Below are 21,270 nucleotides of genomic sequence, written 5' to 3' on the forward strand. Positions count from 1 at the left end.
CATCCCTAGGCGACAGCCAATAGTTCCACTTCGAATATCAATGTCGAGTAAGCGGGAATAGAATCAACAGCTTTAATACCATATCCCATTGTATAAGGTATATAGATTATCCACTTATCCCCAACGTGCATTTTCTGAAGTGCCACCTGCCAACCTTCTATTACATCACTAAGACGCAAAGCATCCGGACAGGTACGCTCATAAGAATTATCAAATATCCGCCCGTCAATCAGACTTCCCTTGTAATGCACGGTAACAATGCTGCGTGGTCCCGGAGAAACAGTTCCTTCACCCGTCTCCAATACTTTATAATAGATACCACACGGCAACGCAAAAATACCTTCTTGAGAAGATAGTCTTTTCAGAAATCGTCGGTTAGCCTCTTTATATTCTTTCTTTTTTCCCATAAACAATTTTATTAGAGCGTACAAAAATAATTAGAAATGAAAAGAATCTACTATAAAAGCTGTATATTTGTTTGTTGAATCATAAAAACTTCTTCGCTATGGGACAATTTAAAACCAGATGTAGCAACATTGCTACCGGATTATTCTTCCTTGTAATGATAATTGTGAGTTTTTCCGCATGTACGAACAGCCAGAAAGACATCACTCCTTCTGCAGAATACGCGCCATACGTCAATGCATATACGGGCGGAGTCATCTCACAAGGTTCGACCATACGCATCGAACTGACACACGACCAGCCGATGGTGGATATGAACAACGAACTGAAAGATAATCCGTTCAGTTTTTCACCCTCATTAAAAGGCAAAGCGTATTGGGTTAGCAATAATACCATTGAATTTGTGCCGGAAGAAGGTACACTAAAACCGGGAGCGTTTTATGAAGGGACTTTCCAACTCGGAGATTTTATAGAAGTCGATAAGAAACTGAAAGAGTTCAATTTCTCATTCCGAGTGCAGGAACGTAACTTTACCATCCATACAGAACCTATAACAATAACAGCTACCCAGCCCGACGAGGTAAGTATAAAAGGAGAAATACGTTTCAGCGACGTAGTGAAAAAAGAAGAAGTAGAAAAGATGCTGACCGCCGGCAATGGGAAAAGCAAAAGCTATCCGGTAGAAGTTACTTCCACCGACAACTCTACCCGTTATGAATTCAATATTAACCGGATTCCACGAGAGACGGAAGATTACCAACTAGAGATAAAGGCAAACGGGAAGCCCGCACGAATCGACCGGACACAAAGCGAAGAGATTTTGATTCCGGCAAAAGACAGTTTTCGTTTCCTGACCGCCGAACGCATTGACCAACCGGAGAATGGAATCGAAATCGTATTCTCCGCTCCCGTATCCAACACACAAGACTTGAAAGGACTGATTGAAATACCGGAAGTATCTTCCTCTATCACTCAAATCAAGGACAACAAAGTATTTGTCTATTTCGAAACGAACAAGATTAATAAACTGACTTTAAATATCCATGAAGGAGTAAAAAGCAATCAGGAGCAGACTTTAGGAACTTCACATTCTATTTCGTTCAGTGAGCTGAACCTAAAGCCACAAGTGGAAATGTCTACTTCGGCAGCCATTCTCCCCGATTCGAAAAGCCTGATTATCCCGTTCCGGGCTGTCAACCTGTATGCGGTGGATTTGAGCGTGATACGTATTTTCGAGAACAATGTATTGATGTTCATGCAGAGTAACTCGCTGGCTTCTGCCAATGAATTGCGCCGTTCGGGACGATTGGTTTATAAGAAAACATTGTGGTTAGGTAAAGATTCATCCAAAGACGTCCATCGTTGGGAAGATTACTCGATAGACCTTGCCGGACTGATTCATCAGGAACCGGGCGCTATCTACCGGGTTGTCTTATCTTTCCGGCAAGAATATTCAGCATATCCTTGCGGCGGAAGCGATAATCAGGAAATGAAGTTTGCCGATAGTGCTTCCGACGGTTTGACAAAAGTAAGCGGAAACGTTTTGTCGGAAGAAGACGAAGCTATGTGGGATGTTCCCGAGGCTTATTATTACTATTACGGTGCAACAATGGACTGGAGCTTATATCGATGGAGAGAGCGGGACAATCCTTGCCATCCATCCTATTATATGGAGTCGGGCAGGACAGCCTCCTGCAATGTTTTCGCTTCCAATCTGGGAATGATTGTGAAGAAGAACTCCCTGAATAATTTATGGATTGCAGTCAGCAATATTTTAGATACAAAACCGGTAGGCAAGGCGCAAGTCACCGTTTATAACTTCCAGTTGCAGGTGATAGGCAAAGGAGAAACCAATGGAGATGGCTTGGTGGAAATTACTACGAAAGGTACGCCTTTTATTGTCGTCGCCGAATCGGATAAACAAAAAGCCTATGTACGCGTGGTAGACGGTGAAGAGCAATCCGTCAGCCGGTTCGATGCAGGTGGAAAGGATATTCAGAAAGGACTGAAAGGATTTATATATGGTGAAAGAGGTGTATGGCGACCGGGGGATACGTTGCATATATCCTTTATCTTGGAAGACCGCGAGAAAAGAATACCGGACAACCATCCGGTAGCACTGGAGATTTATAATCCGAAAGGACAATTCTACACCAAGATGATTTCGACGCAAGGTATGAACGGTTTCTATACTTTTGACGTTCCGACTCAGGCGGATGTTCCTACCGGACTTTGGAATGCTTACGTAAAAGTGGGTGGGACAACTTTCCACAAGGGATTGCGCATTGAAACAATAAAACCCAACCGACTCAAAATAACACTGGCATTGCCCCAAGTGCTTCAATCGACGGATAAAGAGTTTTATGCTCCACTCACTTCCGCATGGCTGACGGGGGCGACCGCTGCACGCTTGAAAGCAAAAGTCGAAATGTCATTGTCCAGAGTAAACACGCAGTTCAAGAATTACGGGCAATATCTCTTCAATAACCCGGCTACGGATTTCACAACCATCAAAGCGGACGTATTCGACGGTGTGCTCGACGCGGAAGGAAGAGCAGGCGTTACCTTGAAACTTCCGGCAGCGGCAAATGCACCGGGTATGCTGAACGCTTCTTTCACTACCCGTGTATTTGAACCGGGTGGAGACGCGAGCATTTACACACAAAGCGTTCCTTTCTCACCGTTCACATCTTATGTGGGTATCAACCTGAATCAGCCGAAAGGGAAATACATTGAAACGGATAAAGACCATGTATTTGACGTTGTTACTGTAAATCCTGAAGGAAAACCGGTAAGCCGTTCGAATTTGGAATATAAAATATACCGTATCAGTTGGAGCTGGTGGTGGGAGAACAGTGACGAATCTTTCAGCTCATATATAAACAGCAGTTCCATCACTCCGGTAGCCAGTGGCAACCTGCAAACCAACGGTGGAAAAGCTTCCTTCAAATTCCGTGTTGATTATCCGAGTTGGGGACGCTATCTGGTATATGTAAAAGACAAAGAGAGCGGGCATGCCACCGGTGGTACTATCTACGTAGACTGGCCGGATTGGAGAGGACGTTCAAGCAAATCTGACCCCAGCGGTATCAAAATGCTTGCATTCTCACTGAATAAGGATTCTTACGAAATAGGCGAAACGGCTACCGCCATTATCCCCGCAGCAGCCGGTGGTCGTGCGTTGGTATCCATCGAAAACGGTTCGACGGTACTTAAACAGGAATGGATAGAGGTATCCAGTCAGGGAGATACGAAATATAGCTTTAAGGTTATGCCGGAAATGGCACCGAACGTATATTTGCACATCAGCCTGTTGCAACCTCATGCACAAACGGTCAATGACTTGCCGATTCGCATGTATGGTGTTGTCCCGGTATTCGTGACTAACAATCAGACTATACTGCAACCGCAGATACAGATGCCGGAAGTGTTGCGACCGGAAACGAGTTTCAATGTCAGCGTCAGCGAAAAGAACGGGAAGCCGATGACTTATACATTAGCTATCGTGGATGACGGTTTGCTGGATTTAACGAACTTCAAAACTCCCGACCCATGGAACGACTTCTACTCACGCGAGGCACTCGGCATCCGGACATGGGATATGTATGATAATGTATTAGGAGCTTCCGCCGGAAGTTACAGTTCTCTTTTCAGCACAGGTGGAGACGCTTCATTGAAGCCTGCCGACGCAAAGGCGAACCGTTTCAAACCGGTTGTTAAATTCATTGGGCCTTTCTATCTGGGAAAAGGCAAGCACCAGACACATACACTGAAGTTACCGATGTATGTGGGTTCAGTGCGTGCCATGGTAGTGGCAGGACAGGACGGAGCTTACGGCAATGCAGAAAAAACGGCTTATGTACGGACACCGTTAATGCTGTTGTCTACCTTGCCGCGTGTACTTAGCATCCAAGAAGAAATTACTGTTCCGGTGAATATCTTTGCCATGGAAAAGCAAGTGAAAAATGTAACCGTATCCATCCAAGCTACCGGTGGCGGAGTTCAGATTGTCGGTTCCACACAAAAGTCACTGACTTTCAACCAACCGGGCGACCAGCTTACTTTCTTCACACTAAAAACCGGCAGTAAGACAGGAAAAGCAACCATCCACCTCACTGCAAGCGGTGGCGGGCAGCAGACGAAAGAAACCATAGAAATAGAGGTACGCAACCCGAACCCGGTTGTAACATTACGCAGCAGCCAATGGGTAGAAGCCGGACAGAGCGGTGAGCTGTCATACAGCCTTGCCGGTTCTTCCGATGATAATCATATCCAATTGGAAGTTTCCCGTATCCCGTCGGTAGACATCAGCCGCCGGTTCGACTTCCTGTATAACTACGAGCATCATTGCACGGAGCAATTGACTTCCAAAGCCCTGCCACTCTTATTCGTCTCCCAATTCAAGGCGGTAGATGAACAGGAAGCGGAGAAAATAAAAGCAAATGTGCAAGAAGCTATCCGGCAAATTTATGCCCGCCAGCTTCCTAACGGTGGATTTATCTATTGGCCGGGAAATGCCGTTGCTGACGAATGGATTAGTTCATACACGGGAATGTTCCTGACGCTGGCACAAGAAAAAGGGTATGCCGTCCACTCCAATGTAGTGAATAAGTGGAAACGCTTCCAACGTGCAGCGGCCCAGAACTGGCGAATGCCTCAGGATGCAAACAACTGGCAGCAATGGCAGTCGGAACTGATGCAGGCTTTCCGTTTATATACGTTAGCTTTGGCGGGTGCACCGGAATACGGAGCTATGAACAGGATGAAAGAACAGCAAGGTCTATCCATTCAAGCCAAATGGAGACTGGCAGCCGCTTATGCCCTGACGGGAAAGATGAAGCCTGCCGAAGAACTGGTGTACAATGCGGAGACTACTGTCACCCCCTACTCTTCTATGAACTGGATTTATGGTTCGTCCGACCGGGATGAAGCGATGATTCTGGAAACATTGCTTCTGATGAACCGCGAACGGGATGCGCTTCAACAGGCTAAGAAAGTATCTGAGAATTTATCGCAAGAGAACTGGTTCAGTACCCAATCTACCGCATTCGCCTTGATGGCAATGGGACGGTTGGCGGAAAAGCTGTCAGGCACACTGGACTTCACATGGACATGGAACGGTAAACAACAGCCTGCGGTGAAATCAGCGAAGGCAGTATTTGAGAAAGCAATCTCCACTTCCCCGAAATCCGGAACAATCTCTGTAAAGAACCAAGGTAAAGGGGCACTGGGCGTAGATGTTATCACGCGCACACAATTGCTGAATGATACACTACCTGCTATCTCGGATAATATACGGATGGATATAAGGTATGCAGATATGAACGGTACGCCTATATCAATAGATGATATCAGACAGGGAACCGATTTTATCGCCATTGCCTCCATATCCAATATCAGTGGTACTTCGGACTACACCAATCTAGCACTGACACATATCATACCATCCGGCTGGGAGATATATAATGAACGGATGCTGGTTGCCGACACTGAAAGCCCCGACAATAAGGCAAGTTCTTCAAGAAACTCAATCAGCAAATATTCTTATCAGGATATTCGCGACGACCGCGTACTGACTTATTTCAACTTGCGCCGTGGAGAAACAAAAGTATTTACAGTCAGGCTGCAAGCGACTTATGCAGGAAACTTCATTCTTCCGGCTGTTCAATGCGAAGCTATGTATGACGCAACTGTACAGGCACGAAGCAAAGCGGGAAGAACGACGGTGAGCCGCTAAGGCAAGTCCGGTCGGTTCATAGAACAAACCTAGTGCATGAGAGTCAAGATATTGAATTTCTTCAAGAATTTATCCGTCACGAGGAAAGTAATGCTCGGCATCATTACTCTTCTCGTGTTCGGGTATATGTTTTGTCTTCCCCGCCAACTGTTCCATGTCCCCTATTCTACAGTCGTCACCGACCGTAATGAAGAATTATTAGGGGCACGTATCGCTTCCGACGGACAATGGCGTTTTCCCCCACGCGAGACAATTCCGGAGAAAATCAAACAATGCCTCATCACATTCGAGGATAAGCATTTTTACCATCACTGGGGCGTCAACCCGCTATCTATCGGAAGAGCTGTCTATCAGAATACCAAGCATAAGCGCATCGTCAGTGGTGGAAGTACGCTGACGATGCAAACTATCCGGCTTGCCCGGAACGAATCGAGAACTTTCGGAGAGAAAATAATCGAAATGATTTGGGCTACCCGTCTGGAATTCCGGGCTTCCAAAGAGGAAATCTTATCCATGTACGTATCTCATGCACCTTTCGGTGGAAATGTAGTAGGACTGGATGCAGCCGCCTGGCGGTATTTCGGGCATTCGGCGGAAGACCTGTCATGGGCGGAATCGGCTATGCTTGCCGTGCTTCCCAATGCTCCCGCCATGATTCATCTATCCAAAGGGCGGAAAATGCTACTCTCAAAACGCAACCGTCTGTTGAAACAACTTCTTGAAGAGAAAATCATAGATTCATCGACCTACGAACTGGCTGTCACCGAACCGCTTCCCGACGAGCCGCATCCTCTTCCGCAGATAGCTCCGCATCTGGTCAGCCATTTTTATAAAGAGAGAAACGGGCAATATACCCGTTCTACCATCGACCGGGGGATTCAGACACATATAGAAGACTTGGCAGAACGATGGAGCAATGAGTTCAATCGGAGCGATATCCGTAATCTGGCCATTCTGGTGATTGACATACCCGCCAATCAAGTGATAGCCTATTGCGGAAATGTACATTTCGACCGGAAGCAGAGCGGCAACCAAGTCGATGTGATTCAAGCCCCCAGAAGTACAGGGAGTATTTTAAAACCTTTTCTATATTATGCCATGCTGCAAGAAGGTTCCCTGTTGCCCGATATGCTATTGCCGGATATACCTATTAATATAAACGGCTTTACTCCCCAAAATTTCAGTTTGCAATATGAAGGAGCTGTCCCGGCTTCGGAGGCACTTGCCCGCTCACTGAATATCCCTGCGGTGACGATGTTGCAAAGATACGGCGTACCCAAGTTCCACAACTTCCTGCAACAGACCGGGTTTAAAACCATCACCCGCCCCTCATCCCATTACGGATTATCACTGATTCTCGGGGGAGCGGAAGCTACTTTATGGGACGTGACAAATGCTTACGCCCAAATGGGACGGACGCTTGTCCCCGACTTGAGTCCAATACTTTCCAAAGAAAAAGAAGCTAAGATTACAGAAGCGAAAGAGGAAGAAGAAAAGGAAGGAAAGGAGACAGCCCGACATACATACATTTGGGACAAAGGCGCTGTATGGCAAACATTCAACGCTCTGAAAGAAGTAAACCGTCCCGAAGAAATAGACTGGAAATCTATTCCGTCCATGCAGACCATTGCCTGGAAAACAGGAACCAGTTACGGATTCCGGGATGCCTGGGCAGTTGGCGTCACTCCCCGTTACGCAGTCGGCGTATGGGTAGGAAACGCGACAGGTGAGGGAAAACCCGGACTGGTCGGCGCACAAACGGCAGGCCCCGTATTATTCGACATATTCAATTATCTGCCCTCTTCATCCTGGTTTGAACGCCCGACCGGTGTCTTTGTAGACGCTGAAGTGTGCCGTCAATCAGGGCATTTGAAAAGTCGTTTCTGCGAAGAAACGGACACCGTCCTTATCCTTCCTGCCGGACTGCGCACGGATGCCTGCCCGTACCATCACCTTATCACTCTAGCTGCCGACGAGAAACACCGTGTCTATGAGAGTTGCGCCAACACAGAACCCACCTTTCAAAAATCATGGTTCACCCTCCCACCCGTATGGGAATGGTATTATAAACAACACCACCCGGAATACAGGCCTCTCCCACCCTTCAAAGCAGGTTGCGGAGAAGATACTTTCCAGCCCATGCAATTCATTTATCCTCCAATCAACGCGCACATCAAATTGCCGAAACAACTGGACGGCAGCAAAGGATTCCTGACCGTCGAATTAGCACATACAGACCCCGATGCAACCGTATTCTGGCATCTCGATGATACCTATCTGATGCAAACGCAGGATTTTCATAAGATTTCCCTGCAGCCCGCTCCCGGAAAACATTCTTTGACAGCAGTGGATGGAGAAGGCAATACAGTTTCGACTACTTTCTTCATTGAGTGAGCATCAATTTTACTATCTTTGCACCATGAAACAGCCATTAAAAGAAAACGGGGGACTACCGGTGTCTATCCTCTGGATACTTGCTATTGTGGCGGGTATCTCAGTAGCCAATATCTATTACGTCCAACCTTTGCTGAATATGATACGCCACGAACTTGGCGAATCCCCGCGCCTCGAACCGTATCAATACGATTTTCATGACAACTTACTTCATCGGCGGTTCCACGGGAACGTTCCTTGCCGGCAGCTTCTGGCAGTTGTACGGCTGGCATGGTGTTATCGGTGTTGGAGTCGTTTTAACCGGAATTTCATTATTAATTACGCTTTTCTATAAGAAATGAGTCAACCAAATGAACGTTCAAACCGTTTATTAAAAAAATAAAGCCAATGAAGTACGGAGTTAACAAGCAAATCTTACTAATCACCGCCGGCACTGTTTGGATTATTGCCGGTGCCAACATCTTGCGAATAGGAATTGTGACCTGGCTGAACAGCTCTCAAGAATGGATGTTCAAGATTGGAGAAGCAACCGTTGTTTTCTTATTATTCTTCATCCTGATTTTCAGAAGACTTTATTATAAGCATACCCGGCGTATCGAAGAAAAAAAAGAAACCCGCAACTGCCCTTTCTCCTTCTTTGATGTAAAAAGCTGGATAATCATGATATTCATGATTTCACTGGGAATCACCATCCGAAGTCTCCGCCTGTTGCCCGACAGTTTTATTTCTGTCTTCTACACGGGATTATCCATAGCACTGATTCTCACCGGAATACTATTCATCCGATACTGGTGGCTAAAACGTAAGACGATTCTCGACTAACGTTTACATCCGCCTATATTCCAATAAAATATAAACTTATAAAAGTTTTAATTAAAGAAACAGTACCAGAGAAGTTCATATGAAAAAAGCTCCTTCACCTTTTGTATCGCTGATACCAATTATCGTACTTATATCGCTGTTATTCGCCACTATCCGCACTTTCGGCAGTGATGCCCTGAGTGGTGGAAGTCAGGTATCACTGCTTACCACCACTGCCGTATGTATCCTTATCGGCATAGCGTTCTACAAAATCCCCTGGAAAGACTATGAGATAGCCATAACCAACAATGTGGCGGGAGTGACGACAGCTATCATCATCTTGCTCATTATCGGTGCACTGAGTGGCATGTGGATGGTTAGCGGCATCGTGCCTACCCTGATTTATTATGGGATGCAAATCATCCATCCCAGTTTCTTCCTCACCTCTACCTGCATCATTTGCGTGCTGATTTCGGTCATGACGGGTAGCTCGTGGACTACAATCGCTACTATCGGCATCGCATTGATGGGTATCGGCAGAGCACAAGGGTTTGAAGAAGGCTGGATTGCAGGAGCCATTATCTCCGGCGCCTATTTCGGAGATAAGGTTTCGCCTTTATCAGAAACGACTATATTGGCGGCTTCCGTGACGGAAACTCCCCTGTTCCGCCATATCCGTTATATGATGATAACAACGGTTCCCTCCCTCATTATCACACTGATTATTTTCACTGTGGCGGGACTCTCACATGATGCAAGCAATACGCAGCACATCACCGAGGTGGCAGCCGCATTGAATGAGAAATTCCATATCACCCCGTGGCTGCTGATAGTTCCTGTGGCAACCGGAATATTAATTGCCCGGAAAGTGCCATCTATCATTACCTTATTCCTGTCTACGCTGCTAGCCGGAATTTTTGCCTTAATCTTTCAGCCGGATTTGTTACGGGAAATTTCGGGGATGGCTGCTTCCAGTGCCGATGCTCTGTTTAAAGGTCTGATGATGACTATCTACGGAGAGACAAATTTGCACACGGACAATGCCGTTCTGACAGATTTAATCGCCACGCGCGGTATGTCGGGCATGATGAATACCATCTGGCTGATACTATGCGCAATGTGTTTTGGCGGGGCGATGACAGCCAGCGGTATGCTAGGAAGCATCACTTCCATCTTTGTCCGGTTTATGAAGAAAACGGTCAGTGTGGTTAGTGCAACGGTCTGTTCCGGCCTGTTTCTTAACTTGGCAACTGCCGACCAATATATCAGTATCATTTTAACCGGTAATATGTTCCGTGACATTTATGCTAAAAAAGGATACGAAAGCTGCCTGCTGAGCCGGACTACGGAAGATTCAGTAACCGTTACATCTGTGCTGATTCCCTGGAACACCTGCGGAATGACTCAGGCCACAATCCTGAGTGTGCCGACACTTGTGTATCTTCCCTACTGTTTTTTCAACATTATCAGCCCTTTAATGAGTATCGCCGTCGCAGCTATCGGATATAAAATTGCGCGACGTTCGTGAACAATCTGGCATAGACTTTGTTTTTGCAATAAACGGACAACGTATTAAACCTAAACAAAAAAAAGTTATGAAAAAGTTTATTGCATTATTAGCATTAGTATTAGTAAGTGCAAGCACGATGATGTATGCACAGGAAAGTAACGCAGCAGCACGCCGCGCAGAAAGAAAAGCTCAAAGAGATGCGGAAAGAGCTAAACTCCGTGCCGAAGAACAGGTACAGGACATGGCAGCTTACCAACAAGCCGTACAGGCTTTGAAGAACAAACAGTTCGTTTTGGAAGCCAATCAAGTTATCTTCCGCAACGGCATGAGCGCGTTTGTTACTTCAAACACTAACTTCGTTCTGATGAACGGCAACAGAGCCACAGTACAGACTGCTTTCAACACTCCTTATCCCGGCCCTAACGGAATCGGTGGTGTCACGGTAGACGGTAACTCTTCGGACATGAAAATGAATGTCGACAAGAAAGGCAACGTGAACTGCTCATTCAGCGTTCAAGGTATCGGTATCTCCGCCCAAGTATTTATCACTATGAGCAGTGGAAGTAATAACGCTTCAGTTACTATCAGCCCGAACTTCAACAGTAACAATCTGACACTGAACGGAAATATCGTTCCGCTCGACCAGTCTAACATCTTCAAAGGACGTTCCTGGTAATCCGGATACAAGAATCTTATCACAACTCCGCTACAAATCGCGCAAAATGCGTACATTTGTAACGGAGTTTTTTATTTATCCATTCTTTAATTATGAGAGAATTCATCATCGCAGACAATCAGGATATCAGCAAGGCAGGAATCATGTTTCTGCTGAGTAAACAAAAAGAGGTATCCGCTCTTCTTGAAGTTGACAATAAGGCGGAGCTGATTCAGCAGCTACGATTGTATCCGCAAGCGGTGATTATCTTGGATTATACCCTATTCGATTTTGCCGGAGCAGATGAACTCATCGTCCTGCAAGAACGATTCAAAGAAGCCGACTGGATTCTATTCTCTGACGAGCTTAGCCTTAGCTTTCTCCGACAGGTACTATTCAGCAGCATGGCTTTCGGAGTGGTGATGAAGGATAACTCCAAAGAGGAAATCATGACTTCCATACAATGTGCCACCCGCAAACAACGGTATATATGCAATCACGTCAGCAATTTACTGCTTTCGGGAAGTGCTTCTCCGGTAGCTGCATCAGTAGTGAACGACCATTTACTGACACAAACGGAAAAGAATATCCTAAAAGAAATTGCGTTAGGAAAAACAACCAAAGAAATTGCGGCAGAGAAGAATCTCAGTTTTCATACAATAAATAGCCATCGCAAGAATATCTTTCGTAAGTTGGGGGTGAATAATGTGCATGAAGCTACCAAGTATGCGATGCGGGCGGGAATTGTGGATTTGGCGGAATATTATATTTGAGAGTAATCTATTTCAGCCCATTCTGTTTCAAAAGCTGCTCAATTTCCTTTTCTGATATAGAAGCCCTGTCTGCTTTATCATAAATATAGAGAAGATTTAAAACTGCATCCTGTTGGGAGACAATTAAAGTAAAAGTAAGCACTCTCGCTCCTCCACTTTTACCCTTACCTTTTGAAGTTATTTTCATTCGAACCTTACGCAATCCATGCCCAAGGTCTATTCCTAGTTGAGGATTCTTTTCCAAGTCATCAATCAATAAAGCAAAATCCTCCTTAAAAGAAGCATAATGTTTTGCCATTCGTTTAGCTTCTCGCTGAAATGTAGGCTTTACTATTATCTCATAATTCATTAAGAAACTCCCTTGCACTCTTTAGTTCCAGCTTACCATCCATTGATAACTTCACTTCTTTCAGCCCAGCGTCAATCCCTGCAAGAATCTCTTCCTTACTAATTTCTCCCCCTTCTTTTTCAGCTTCTACTTTCTTAAGACGTTTCAAATAGTTCTTCACGCGATTAAGCATTTCTTTATCATTCAAACTAAGGAGTTCTTCCACCAAATCCATTTTCAGGCTTTTCAATTCCATTGTTGTCATAATCAATCCTCCTTTATATATATAATACGAAACAAAAGTAGTAAAAAATATCCTGATTAGCCAATCTTCACCATTCAAAAAGAACTATTTAACAGAAGATTTCCCCACTCCCTACACAAACTTGCGCAGCTTTATCGTAAACAACTCCGAACTGTCCCGGAGCAATGCCCTGTAACTTTTCAGAAGACAAGATGCAAAATTGGTTTTCTCCTTCCTGCACCAGTTTACCTTTGGTAAATTCGGGAGTATGGCGGATTTTAAAAGTTATGTCCAATTCCTTATTCTGTTCTGTCCACGGGTTGCCCGTAATAAAATGGAAGTCGTTGATTCGGAACTCATTGCCATATTGCGTTTCCACGCCATAACCGTGGGATACATAAATAATATTTTCCTGAATATCTTTCTTTATCACAAACCAGGGACCGCCACTCAACCCAAGTCCCTTCCGCTGTCCGATAGTATGGAACCAATAGCCGCGATGCGTACCCAGTTTCTTTCCGGTTTCAAGTTCAATTATCGCCCCTTCCTTTTCTCCAAGAAAACGGCGGACGAAATCATTATAATTTATCTTTCCGAGAAAACAAATACCCTGACTATCTTTTCTGCGGGCACTCGGCAGACCTGCACTTAGCGCTATTTCACGCACTTCGTGCTTCATCAGTCTACCGATAGGGAACATCAGTTTGGAGACTTGCAGATAATCAATTTGTGCAAGAAAGTCTGTTTGGTCTTTTACAGGGTCTTTGGCAGTGCCAAGCCAGGTTTTGCCATTACGTTCCAAGGTAGTAGCGTAGTGCCCGGTCGCTGTATAGTCGAAATCCTTTCCGATACGCTGTTCAAAACAACCGAACTTGATGAGCTTGTTACACATTACATCGGGGTTCGGCGTCAGCCCTTTCTTAATCTTGTCAATAGCATATGCCGCTACATTGTCCCAATATTCGCGGTGCAAATCCACCACTTCCAGAGAGAGACCGTACTTTCGGGCTGTAGCAGCAGACAATTCAATATCTTCTTCTGCCGAGCAATCCATATATTCCGCTCCGTCCATGCCAATCTTAATATAGAAAAGGGTTGGCTTGTATCCCTGTTCACAAAGGAGATGCACGACAACTGAACTGTCGACGCCTCCTGATAATAATGCAGCTATATCCATGAAAAATAATCCGTCTATTAATAACTTACTCTATAACAATTAAAGACCTAATAATAACCAATATTTATTGAAAACTTTAACGTCACAAAGATAAGGCTGAATTCTCTAACAGCCAATCACACATTAAAGGCATTTTTATACCATAAATGTGGTAGATAAGCAAAGTATTTCCTACATTTGCACAGTGAAAAGCTTTTTATGATGACAAAATTAAGAAAGATAATCCTCATACCTGCCCTGGTTATCGTATTTATCAGCGGCTTTTTCTCCTGCGGTGTCGACCGTTGGCCGGAGTATGCCCACATGACTGCACTGGATACATGGATGTACGACATCATGCAACAGAATTATCTGTGGTATCAAGACCTACCTTCCTATGACGATGTGAACCTGTTTCAGGAACCTGCTACATTCCTGTCTAAAGTAAAATCAAAAAACGACAGTTATTCATTCGTGGATTCCGTGATGGAGACTCCATTGCCTACGTATGGCTTTGATTATTCACTTGTTAGAAGTGCGGACATTGATACGGCTTACAATGCGTTGATTACTTATGTAATTCCCGGTTCGCCAGCAGCACAAGCCGGACTAGTACGTGGCGACTGGATTATGAAAGTAGACACTTCTTATATCAGTAAGAAATATGAAACTCAATTGCTGCAAGGAACAGAAGCCCGGGATTTGGTGATGGGAATATGGAAGAAAGTTCCTGTTGAAACGGAAGAGGGAGAAAAAGAAGGTGAAGAAACGAAATATGAATATAAAGTAGTGCCGGATGATAGAACACTGGATTTACCAGCTGCACGAGTTGTAGAAGATAATCCGGTACATAAATATGAAATTCTGCCAGTAAAAGAGAAGGGTATGGATATCAAAGTTGGCTATCTCATGTACAACAGTTTCACTGCCGGAACAAAAGCCGAACCGGAAAAGTACAATGACGAACTGCGTCGAGTTTCACAAAAATTCCAAACAGCAGGCGTGAAGCACGTTATACTTGATTTACGCTACAACGCCGGCGGCTCATTGGATTGCGTCCAACTCTTAGGCACAATCCTAACTTCAAGCGCCCGATTAAACGAGCCTATGGCTTATCTGGAATACAATGATAAAAACAGGGATAAAGATGTCACTATTAACTTTGACCCCGACGTATTGAAAACCGGTGTTAATTTAAATCAGTCCAGCCTATATGCCATCACCAGTTCAACAACTGCCGGAGCACCGGAAATGCTAATCAGAAGTCTTTTCCTGAAAGACAGTTATCCTATTGCAACTATCGGTAGTTCCACAAAAGGACAAACTGTGGCAACGGAACAGTTCATCAATGAAGAATTCCGATGGTCTGTGAATCCGGTAGTCTGCACGGTTTATAATTCCACTCACGACGATTGGGGAGCTATCTCACCTAACGACAAGCTAAAAGTCAGTGAAACAAGCATTGACGGAGTTACCAATTATAGTGAATTCCTGCCATTTGGTGACCCTAATGAAAGACTATTAAAAGTTGCAATTGGAGTTATCGAAGGTACTTATCCACCGCAAGAAGAAGACAAGGGAGATAAAACAAAAGCACAATTCAAGATAGAGAAGAGTGTCAGCAGTCCGGCAAGCAGACGGTTTACGGGTGGAACCGGACTGAGAATCAAATAATAAATAATGTATCCTCAAATATAATATAACTAAAGTTTCGCAAGTACGCTGCATAGCTTCTCCTCCTTCAAGGACTACCCTTTATACACAAGTATATATTATTTTTTTATCTTTGCTTGATGTTATTAGAGACAGATCAAATTCGTGATCCTCGGCTTTTGCGACGTTTAAACTTAATTTGCTCTCAGATGGTTGTCCATCAAAGTGCTATAGTGAATCAATTTAGTAAGGAACATAAAGAAAAGATGGGTGCTTATAGATTTTTGAACAATTCCTCAGTCAGTTCTGATGCTATCTTATCAGGTCTGATACAAACTTGCTGTAAGAATGCTTCCGGTCGTAAGCATTTACTGTGTATTCAAGATACCTCGGAGATAAACTATGAGGCTCATGTTGAGCGAATGAAGAAAAAAACAGTCAGTCCCGGCATTGTCGGTCAAAAGCAATGTGGTACTTTTTTGCATCCAGTCTTGGTAGTGGATGCCTCCAGCCATATTCCTATAGGCTTTTCTTCGGTCAAGCAGTGGAATCGCTCACCGGATGCTTTAAGTCGTGAAGAACGTAATTACAGATATCAGCCTATAGAAGAAAAAGAGTCATATCGTTGGATAGAAAGTGGCATGGCTGCCAGTGAGCAAATGCCCCGGGATGCAGTTAAAACGATTATCGGTGACCGTGAAGCGGACATTTTCGAGCTTTTCAGCCGTATCCCTGCTGATAATGTTCACTTGCTGATCCGTTCTGTTCATGAAAGGAATTGCCGGTTGGATAATCCAGACTGTTCTGTCCATCTGAATACATTAATGGATCAGGCTGTTCTACGGGCAGAGTATAGCTTTGAAGTGCTCCCGGGAAGCGGACGTAAGAAACGGATAGCGTGTATGGAACTTCGCTTTGAAAGAGTCACTTTGTGCGCTCCTGTTAACGGTCCGGCAAAGGGCAGTCCCCCTGTTAGTCTTTATTGCATACATGTTAAAGAAAAATCTTCCAGTACACCGATAAATGAGAGTCCTATTGAATGGAGACTGCTAACTACACATGTGGTGGAGACTGTAGAACAAGCAATTGAATGTATCGGTTGGTATCGTTGTAGATGGCTGATTGAAGAGTTGTTCAGAGTACTCAAAAGAAAGGGATTCATGATTGAGGACGCACAGTTGGAAACAGTTTCGGCATTACAAAAACTAATCTTAATTTCCTTGCAGGCAGCCCTGCAGGTGATGGTACTCAAACTTTCTTTTGATAAAGAAGATGAAAACCTCTCTTCAGAAATCTACTTTACAAGCAAAGAAATAGAATTATTACATATAGTAGGAAAAAAGAGTGAGGGAAATACAAAAATACAGCAAAATCCATATAAAAAAGAATCAATGGCATGGGCGGCATGGATTATTGCAAGGTTAGGAGCATGGAGTGCATACAAGAGCCAGTCCATTCCAGGATATATAACCTTTAAGAATGGACTGGATAGATTTTATACACAGTTTGAATTGTATGAGTTAATCAGCTAAGACTTGTGTATAAAGGGTAGCTTCCCAGAAGGAGGGGAAACCATGCGGAATATACCAACTTGCGAAACTTGAATAATATAAAAGGTAAATATTGCGCCGTTCTTGTCAAGAGCAGATTTATGCATCATTAACAGAACGGCGTCACTATTTTGTCTTATCCGAGTGAAGCGTCTGTTTTCACCGGAGTATCCAAAGATACGACATCAAAAAGCCAAAGTCAAGTATTCCCTCTTTATTTCTTGAAAAACTTATCGAAGAACAGGATTTGGTAATCAATAGAGTTGTTCCAGTATTGTCCGTTATGTCCACCCGGACGGATAATAAAGTCATGATTAATCTTTCTAGCTAGCAGACGGTTGTGCAAATCCTTGTTCACATTTAGGAAGAAGTCCGATTCACCACAGTCGATAATAATTGCCAAATCCCCGTTTTCTATTTTATCAATCTGATTGATGACGGTATGTTCGTCCCATGACTTCTTATTATGTGCAAATTCGCCCAACTGTTTCGCCATCTCCCAGTTTAACGGGAACGGACGAATATCCATCCCGCCACTAGTACTACCACCGGCACCAAACGTATCTTTATGACGAATAGCATTCCACATCGCCCCATGTCCGCCCATGCTCAAGCCGGTGATGGCACGTCCTTTCCTGTCGGCAATCGTCTTGTAATGTTCGTCAATATACTTCACCAGTTCCGATGAGACAAAGGTTTCATAACGGTAAGACGGATTTTTCGGACTATCCCAGTACCAACTATTCTTTCCGTCCGGACAAACAAAGATAATTCCTTTTTCATCCGCAATCTGCGGAAGATTCGGCTTTACCTGAATCCATGTCTTTGCATTTCCGCCGTGACCGTGCAACAGATAGATGACGGGACAAGCCACTGCTTTCTTCCCCAGCGCAGCATCCGGCGTAACAACTATCACCTGCACATCTTTATTCATGGAAGGACTATTAACTAATAAGGTATCTACCCGGGCAGCAAAAGAAGGCGCTGCCAATACTAATAATAAAACTGCTAACAAAAAAATTCTTTTATTCATTATGTGTATATAGTTAGAAAAAGTTATTCTTCTTTCTCTTCCGAAGAAGAAAATTTGGAAACAGGCACTTCAAAAGTCTTATGGCACTGTGCACAGATATACTCCCAATGATTATCCCCAGGAGGGGCTGCCGCCAACATCGAAAAGATTGCTGCCCCTATTGCACGCAGCCTCTTTCCTTTTTTTAATCTGAACTTAATATCCGACGAACCGCAATACGGACAAAGCGTCAACTCTTCCGGCCAACTCTCATTATCTCTCAACACCTGGACAGCCCTTGCATAATCTTCGTCCGCCACCAAAATGTCAACTCCTGCTATACTGCTCACACAACTCTTATACAAGGTGGAGAAATTCTCATTGTGCAGAATAGACTCAATCCCCTCATTCTCTAATGCCCCCTGAAGGATGTGCGCCTTCATCGCATCATTGCAAGTAATCAATTTTACAGTCTTCATAAGGAACCTGTTTTTATATTTCCCACAAATATAGAATATATTCCTTTTTTATTCACCGAGTATATCATTCTTTAATACTTTTTTTGTAATTTCGCAGCGCTAAACTGCAATCAAATGAAGATGCTGTTGACGCTTCTTTTGTTTTACACAACTCTACTCCCTCTGCTTCAGGCACAACCGGTGCATCAGATAAAGGGAACAGTATTACATTTGAATATTAATTTTATAATTGAACGTTAATTAAAAGAGTATGAAAAGACAAATTGCTATGATTGCCTTAGTATTACTAGGCATGGGAATGACAGCTTCCGCACAGTTCGGAAAGAAATTTAATGTAGGTAAAGCCCTGCAAGCAGGAAAAGACTTAGTATCGGCAGTAACTTTATCAGATGCCGACATCGCCAACATGAGTAAGGAATACATGGCGTGGATGGACACACACAATCCATTGACAAAACCTGACACAGAGTACGGCAAACGCTTGGAGAAACTGACCGGACACATCAAAGAAATGGACGGATTGAAACTGAACTTCGGTGTTTATGAAGTAGTAGACGTCAACGCCTTTGCCTGCGGCGACGGTAGCGTACGCATCTGCGCCGGACTGATGGACGTTATGACTGACGAAGAAGTGATGGCGGTGATTGGACACGAAATCGGTCACGTGGTTCACACAGACTCAAAAGACGCAATGAAGAACGCCTATCTCCGCTCGGCAGTGAAGAATGCAGCGGGAGCAGCCAGCGACAAGGTTGCCAAACTGACCGACTCCGAACTTGGAGCCATGGCAGAAGCTCTTGCCGGCGCACAGTATTCACAGAAGCAAGAAAACGAAGCAGACGAGTATGGTGTTGAATTCTGCGTAAAAAACAACATCGACCCTTACGCTATGGCCAATTCATTAACCAAACTGGCTGAGTTGGCAAAGGACGCTCCGAAATCTTCTTATGTACAGAGAATGTTCTCCTCTCACCCGGATACTGCAAAACGTATCGAACGCGCTAAAGCCAAAGCAGACAGCTACGCAAAGAAATAATTAGAATAAAAGAAGAGTAGTACTCTCTAATGAATACTTCAGGCACGGAATTTGAAGCAATTCCGTGCCTGAATACTATTAATACAAACTATATCCTAATGCCTCAGGTCATCCGCACATTTCCCCCACTATGTAAAATTCCGATATGATGAAGCAAACAATTTTACCCAATTATCATTAATATATATAGAGAGTATTCATTTTTTATGTAATTTCGAAGTAATAACCATTTTAATCCATTTATGGAATTTCTTATTATCGTTTTCTTACTCGTACTGAATGGCATTTTTGCCATGTACGAAATCGCATTGGTATCATCCAGTAAAGCACGTCTCGAAACCCTTGTAGCCAAAGGCAACAAATCCGCCCGCGGAGTATTAAAACAATTGGAAGAACCGGAAAAATTCCTGTCCACCATCCAAATCGGTATTACATTAATAGGTATTGTATCCGGTGCATATGGTGGGGTAGCCATCGCCGACGACCTTGTCCCCCTATTCTCCCTCGTTCCGGGAGCAGAAGCCTATGCACGCAACCTCGCCATGATTACTACCGTGGCAGTCATCACTTATCTTTCCCTTATCATCGGAGAGCTGGTTCCCAAATCCATCGCCCTCAGTAATCCGGAAAGATATGCAATCTTATTCAGCCCGATTATGATTCTGCTGACAAAAGTATCTTATCCTTTCGTCTGGTTGCTTAGTATCTCTACCCGACTGCTGAACAGGCTTATCGGTCTGAAAAGCGAAGAACGCCCCATGACGCAGGAAGAGATTAAAATGATTCTCCACCAAAGTTCGGAACAGGGAGTGATTGACAAGGAAGAGACGGAAATGATACGCGATGTGTTCCGCTTCTCAGACAAACGCGCCAACGAACTGATGACACACCGCAGGGACATTATCATCCTTCATCCTAACGACACTCAGGAAAAGGTGATGAAAGTCATTGAAGAAGAACATTACAGCAAATACCTGCTGGTAGACGAACGGAAAGACGAGATTATCGGAGTGGTTTCCGTAAAGGATATTATCCTGATGGTAGGCAATCAACAACAGTTCAATCTGCGTGAAATAGCCCGCCCGCCGCTCTTCATTCCGGAGAGTTTGTATGCAAATAAAGTTTTAGAGCTATTTAAGAAGAACAAAAATAAGTTTGGAATTGTTGTTAACGAGTATGGTAGCACAGAAGGTATTATCACACTGCACGACCTGACCGAAAGTATCTTTGGAGACATCCTCGAAGAGGACGAAACGGAAGAAGAAGAAATCGTCACAAGACAGGACGGTTCGATGCTGGTGGAAGCTTCAATGAACATTGACGACTTCATGGAAGAGATGGGAATCCTGTCTTATGAGGACCTGGAATCGGAAGACTTCACCACGTTAGGCGGACTGGCAATGTTCCTGGTAGGCCGTATTCCGAAAGCCGGAGACATATTTACTTACAAGAACCTGCAATTCGAAGTAGTGGACATGGACCGGGGACGAGTAGACAAACTGCTGGTCATCAAACGGGATGAAGAGGAATAATGATA

16 protein-coding genes and 1 pseudogene are annotated in these 21,270 nt (G+C 44.2%); 11 read left to right on the plus strand and 6 right to left on the minus strand.

The window, feature by feature from the left end; all coding sequences use genetic code 11:
* Window positions 1-5: 5 nt before the first annotated feature.
* Window positions 6-407: an FKBP-type peptidyl-prolyl cis-trans isomerase gene (locus CLIN57ABFB40_RS09245; protein ID WP_175629813.1), complete on the minus strand. Its 402-nt coding sequence runs from the start codon at window positions 405-407 to the stop codon at window positions 6-8.
* A 98-nt stretch (window positions 408-505) separates the two neighbouring features.
* Between CLIN57ABFB40_RS09245 and CLIN57ABFB40_RS09250 the strand changes: the two genes are divergently transcribed.
* From CLIN57ABFB40_RS09250 to CLIN57ABFB40_RS09280, 7 genes and pseudogenes are all read left to right on the plus strand, one after another.
* Window positions 506-6,142 (plus strand): alpha-2-macroglobulin family protein, encoded by a 5,637-nt coding sequence (locus CLIN57ABFB40_RS09250; protein WP_175629814.1) that lies wholly within the window; start codon window positions 506-508, stop codon window positions 6,140-6,142.
* A 36-nt stretch (window positions 6,143-6,178) separates the two neighbouring features.
* The gene (gene pbpC, locus CLIN57ABFB40_RS09255) at window positions 6,179-8,536 is read left to right on the plus strand and encodes a penicillin-binding protein 1C (protein ID WP_175629815.1); all 2,358 of its coding nucleotides are present in this window, start codon (window positions 6,179-6,181) and stop codon (window positions 8,534-8,536) included.
* Between the two features lie 161 nt (window positions 8,537-8,697).
* Window positions 8,698-8,877, plus strand: a pseudogene (locus CLIN57ABFB40_RS09260) (MFS transporter); the annotation flags it as partial.
* Between the two features lie 46 nt (window positions 8,878-8,923).
* Window positions 8,924-9,358, plus strand: a complete 435-nt coding sequence (locus CLIN57ABFB40_RS09265) for a hypothetical protein (RefSeq protein ID WP_175629816.1) — start codon at window positions 8,924-8,926, stop codon at window positions 9,356-9,358.
* Window positions 9,359-9,437: 79 nt separating this feature from the next.
* A complete protein-coding gene (locus tag CLIN57ABFB40_RS09270) occupies window positions 9,438-10,865 on the plus strand; it encodes a Na+/H+ antiporter NhaC family protein (protein ID WP_175629817.1) in 1,428 nt (475 codons plus the stop codon).
* A gap of 67 nt (window positions 10,866-10,932) precedes the next feature.
* On the plus strand, window positions 10,933-11,523 hold the full coding sequence (locus CLIN57ABFB40_RS09275) for a DUF4251 domain-containing protein (protein WP_175629818.1): 591 nt from the start codon (window positions 10,933-10,935) through the stop codon (window positions 11,521-11,523).
* Window positions 11,524-11,615: 92 nt separating this feature from the next.
* Window positions 11,616-12,275: a response regulator transcription factor gene (locus CLIN57ABFB40_RS09280; protein WP_175629819.1), complete on the plus strand. Its 660-nt coding sequence runs from the start codon at window positions 11,616-11,618 to the stop codon at window positions 12,273-12,275.
* A 7-nt stretch (window positions 12,276-12,282) separates the two neighbouring features.
* Here the strand turns inward: CLIN57ABFB40_RS09280 and CLIN57ABFB40_RS09285 are convergent, their stop codons facing one another.
* From CLIN57ABFB40_RS09285 to mnmA, 3 genes are all read right to left on the minus strand, one after another.
* On the minus strand, window positions 12,283-12,624 hold the full coding sequence (locus CLIN57ABFB40_RS09285) for a type II toxin-antitoxin system RelE/ParE family toxin (protein WP_175629820.1): 342 nt from the start codon (window positions 12,622-12,624) through the stop codon (window positions 12,283-12,285).
* On the minus strand, window positions 12,614-12,868 hold the full coding sequence (locus CLIN57ABFB40_RS09290) for a hypothetical protein (protein WP_175629821.1): 255 nt from the start codon (window positions 12,866-12,868) through the stop codon (window positions 12,614-12,616). The genes CLIN57ABFB40_RS09285 and CLIN57ABFB40_RS09290 overlap by 11 nt, the downstream gene beginning before the upstream one ends.
* 88 nt (window positions 12,869-12,956) lie before the next feature.
* Window positions 12,957-14,024 (minus strand): tRNA 2-thiouridine(34) synthase MnmA, encoded by a 1,068-nt coding sequence (gene mnmA / locus CLIN57ABFB40_RS09295; RefSeq protein WP_175629822.1) that lies wholly within the window; start codon window positions 14,022-14,024, stop codon window positions 12,957-12,959.
* A gap of 198 nt (window positions 14,025-14,222) precedes the next feature.
* On the opposite strand from mnmA, the gene CLIN57ABFB40_RS09300 reads away from it, so the two are divergent.
* Together CLIN57ABFB40_RS09300 and CLIN57ABFB40_RS09305 are read left to right on the plus strand one after the other, a co-directional pair.
* Window positions 14,223-15,677, plus strand: coding sequence for a S41 family peptidase (locus CLIN57ABFB40_RS09300; protein ID WP_175629823.1), 1,455 nt, complete (start codon window positions 14,223-14,225; stop codon window positions 15,675-15,677).
* A gap of 119 nt (window positions 15,678-15,796) precedes the next feature.
* A complete protein-coding gene (locus CLIN57ABFB40_RS09305; RefSeq protein ID WP_262886940.1) occupies window positions 15,797-17,188 on the plus strand; it encodes an IS4 family transposase in 1,392 nt (463 codons plus the stop codon).
* Window positions 17,189-17,420: 232 nt separating this feature from the next.
* Here the strand turns inward: CLIN57ABFB40_RS09305 and CLIN57ABFB40_RS09310 are convergent, their stop codons facing one another.
* Both CLIN57ABFB40_RS09310 and CLIN57ABFB40_RS09315 read right to left on the minus strand, forming a co-directional pair.
* Window positions 17,421-18,239, minus strand: a complete 819-nt coding sequence (locus tag CLIN57ABFB40_RS09310) for an alpha/beta hydrolase (protein ID WP_175629824.1) — start codon at window positions 18,237-18,239, stop codon at window positions 17,421-17,423.
* A gap of 23 nt (window positions 18,240-18,262) precedes the next feature.
* Window positions 18,263-18,697 (minus strand): DUF2007 domain-containing protein, encoded by a 435-nt coding sequence (locus tag CLIN57ABFB40_RS09315; protein WP_175629825.1) that lies wholly within the window; start codon window positions 18,695-18,697, stop codon window positions 18,263-18,265.
* Window positions 18,698-18,947: 250 nt separating this feature from the next.
* Here CLIN57ABFB40_RS09315 and CLIN57ABFB40_RS09320 point away from each other — a divergent pair, with 250 nt between their 5' ends.
* Together CLIN57ABFB40_RS09320 and CLIN57ABFB40_RS09325 are read left to right on the plus strand one after the other, a co-directional pair.
* Window positions 18,948-19,733, plus strand: a complete 786-nt coding sequence (locus tag CLIN57ABFB40_RS09320) for a M48 family metallopeptidase (protein ID WP_175629826.1) — start codon at window positions 18,948-18,950, stop codon at window positions 19,731-19,733.
* Window positions 19,734-19,975: 242 nt separating this feature from the next.
* Window positions 19,976-21,265 carry a hemolysin family protein gene (locus CLIN57ABFB40_RS09325; protein WP_175629827.1) on the plus strand — a complete coding sequence of 430 codons (1,290 nt, stop codon included), beginning with the start codon at window positions 19,976-19,978 and terminating at the stop codon, window positions 21,263-21,265.
* Window positions 21,266-21,270: the final 5 nt, after the last annotated feature.

Origin of the sequence: Bacteroides acidifaciens (genome assembly GCF_903181435.1) — a bacterium.
Lineage (GTDB): Bacteria > Bacteroidota > Bacteroidia > Bacteroidales > Bacteroidaceae > Bacteroides.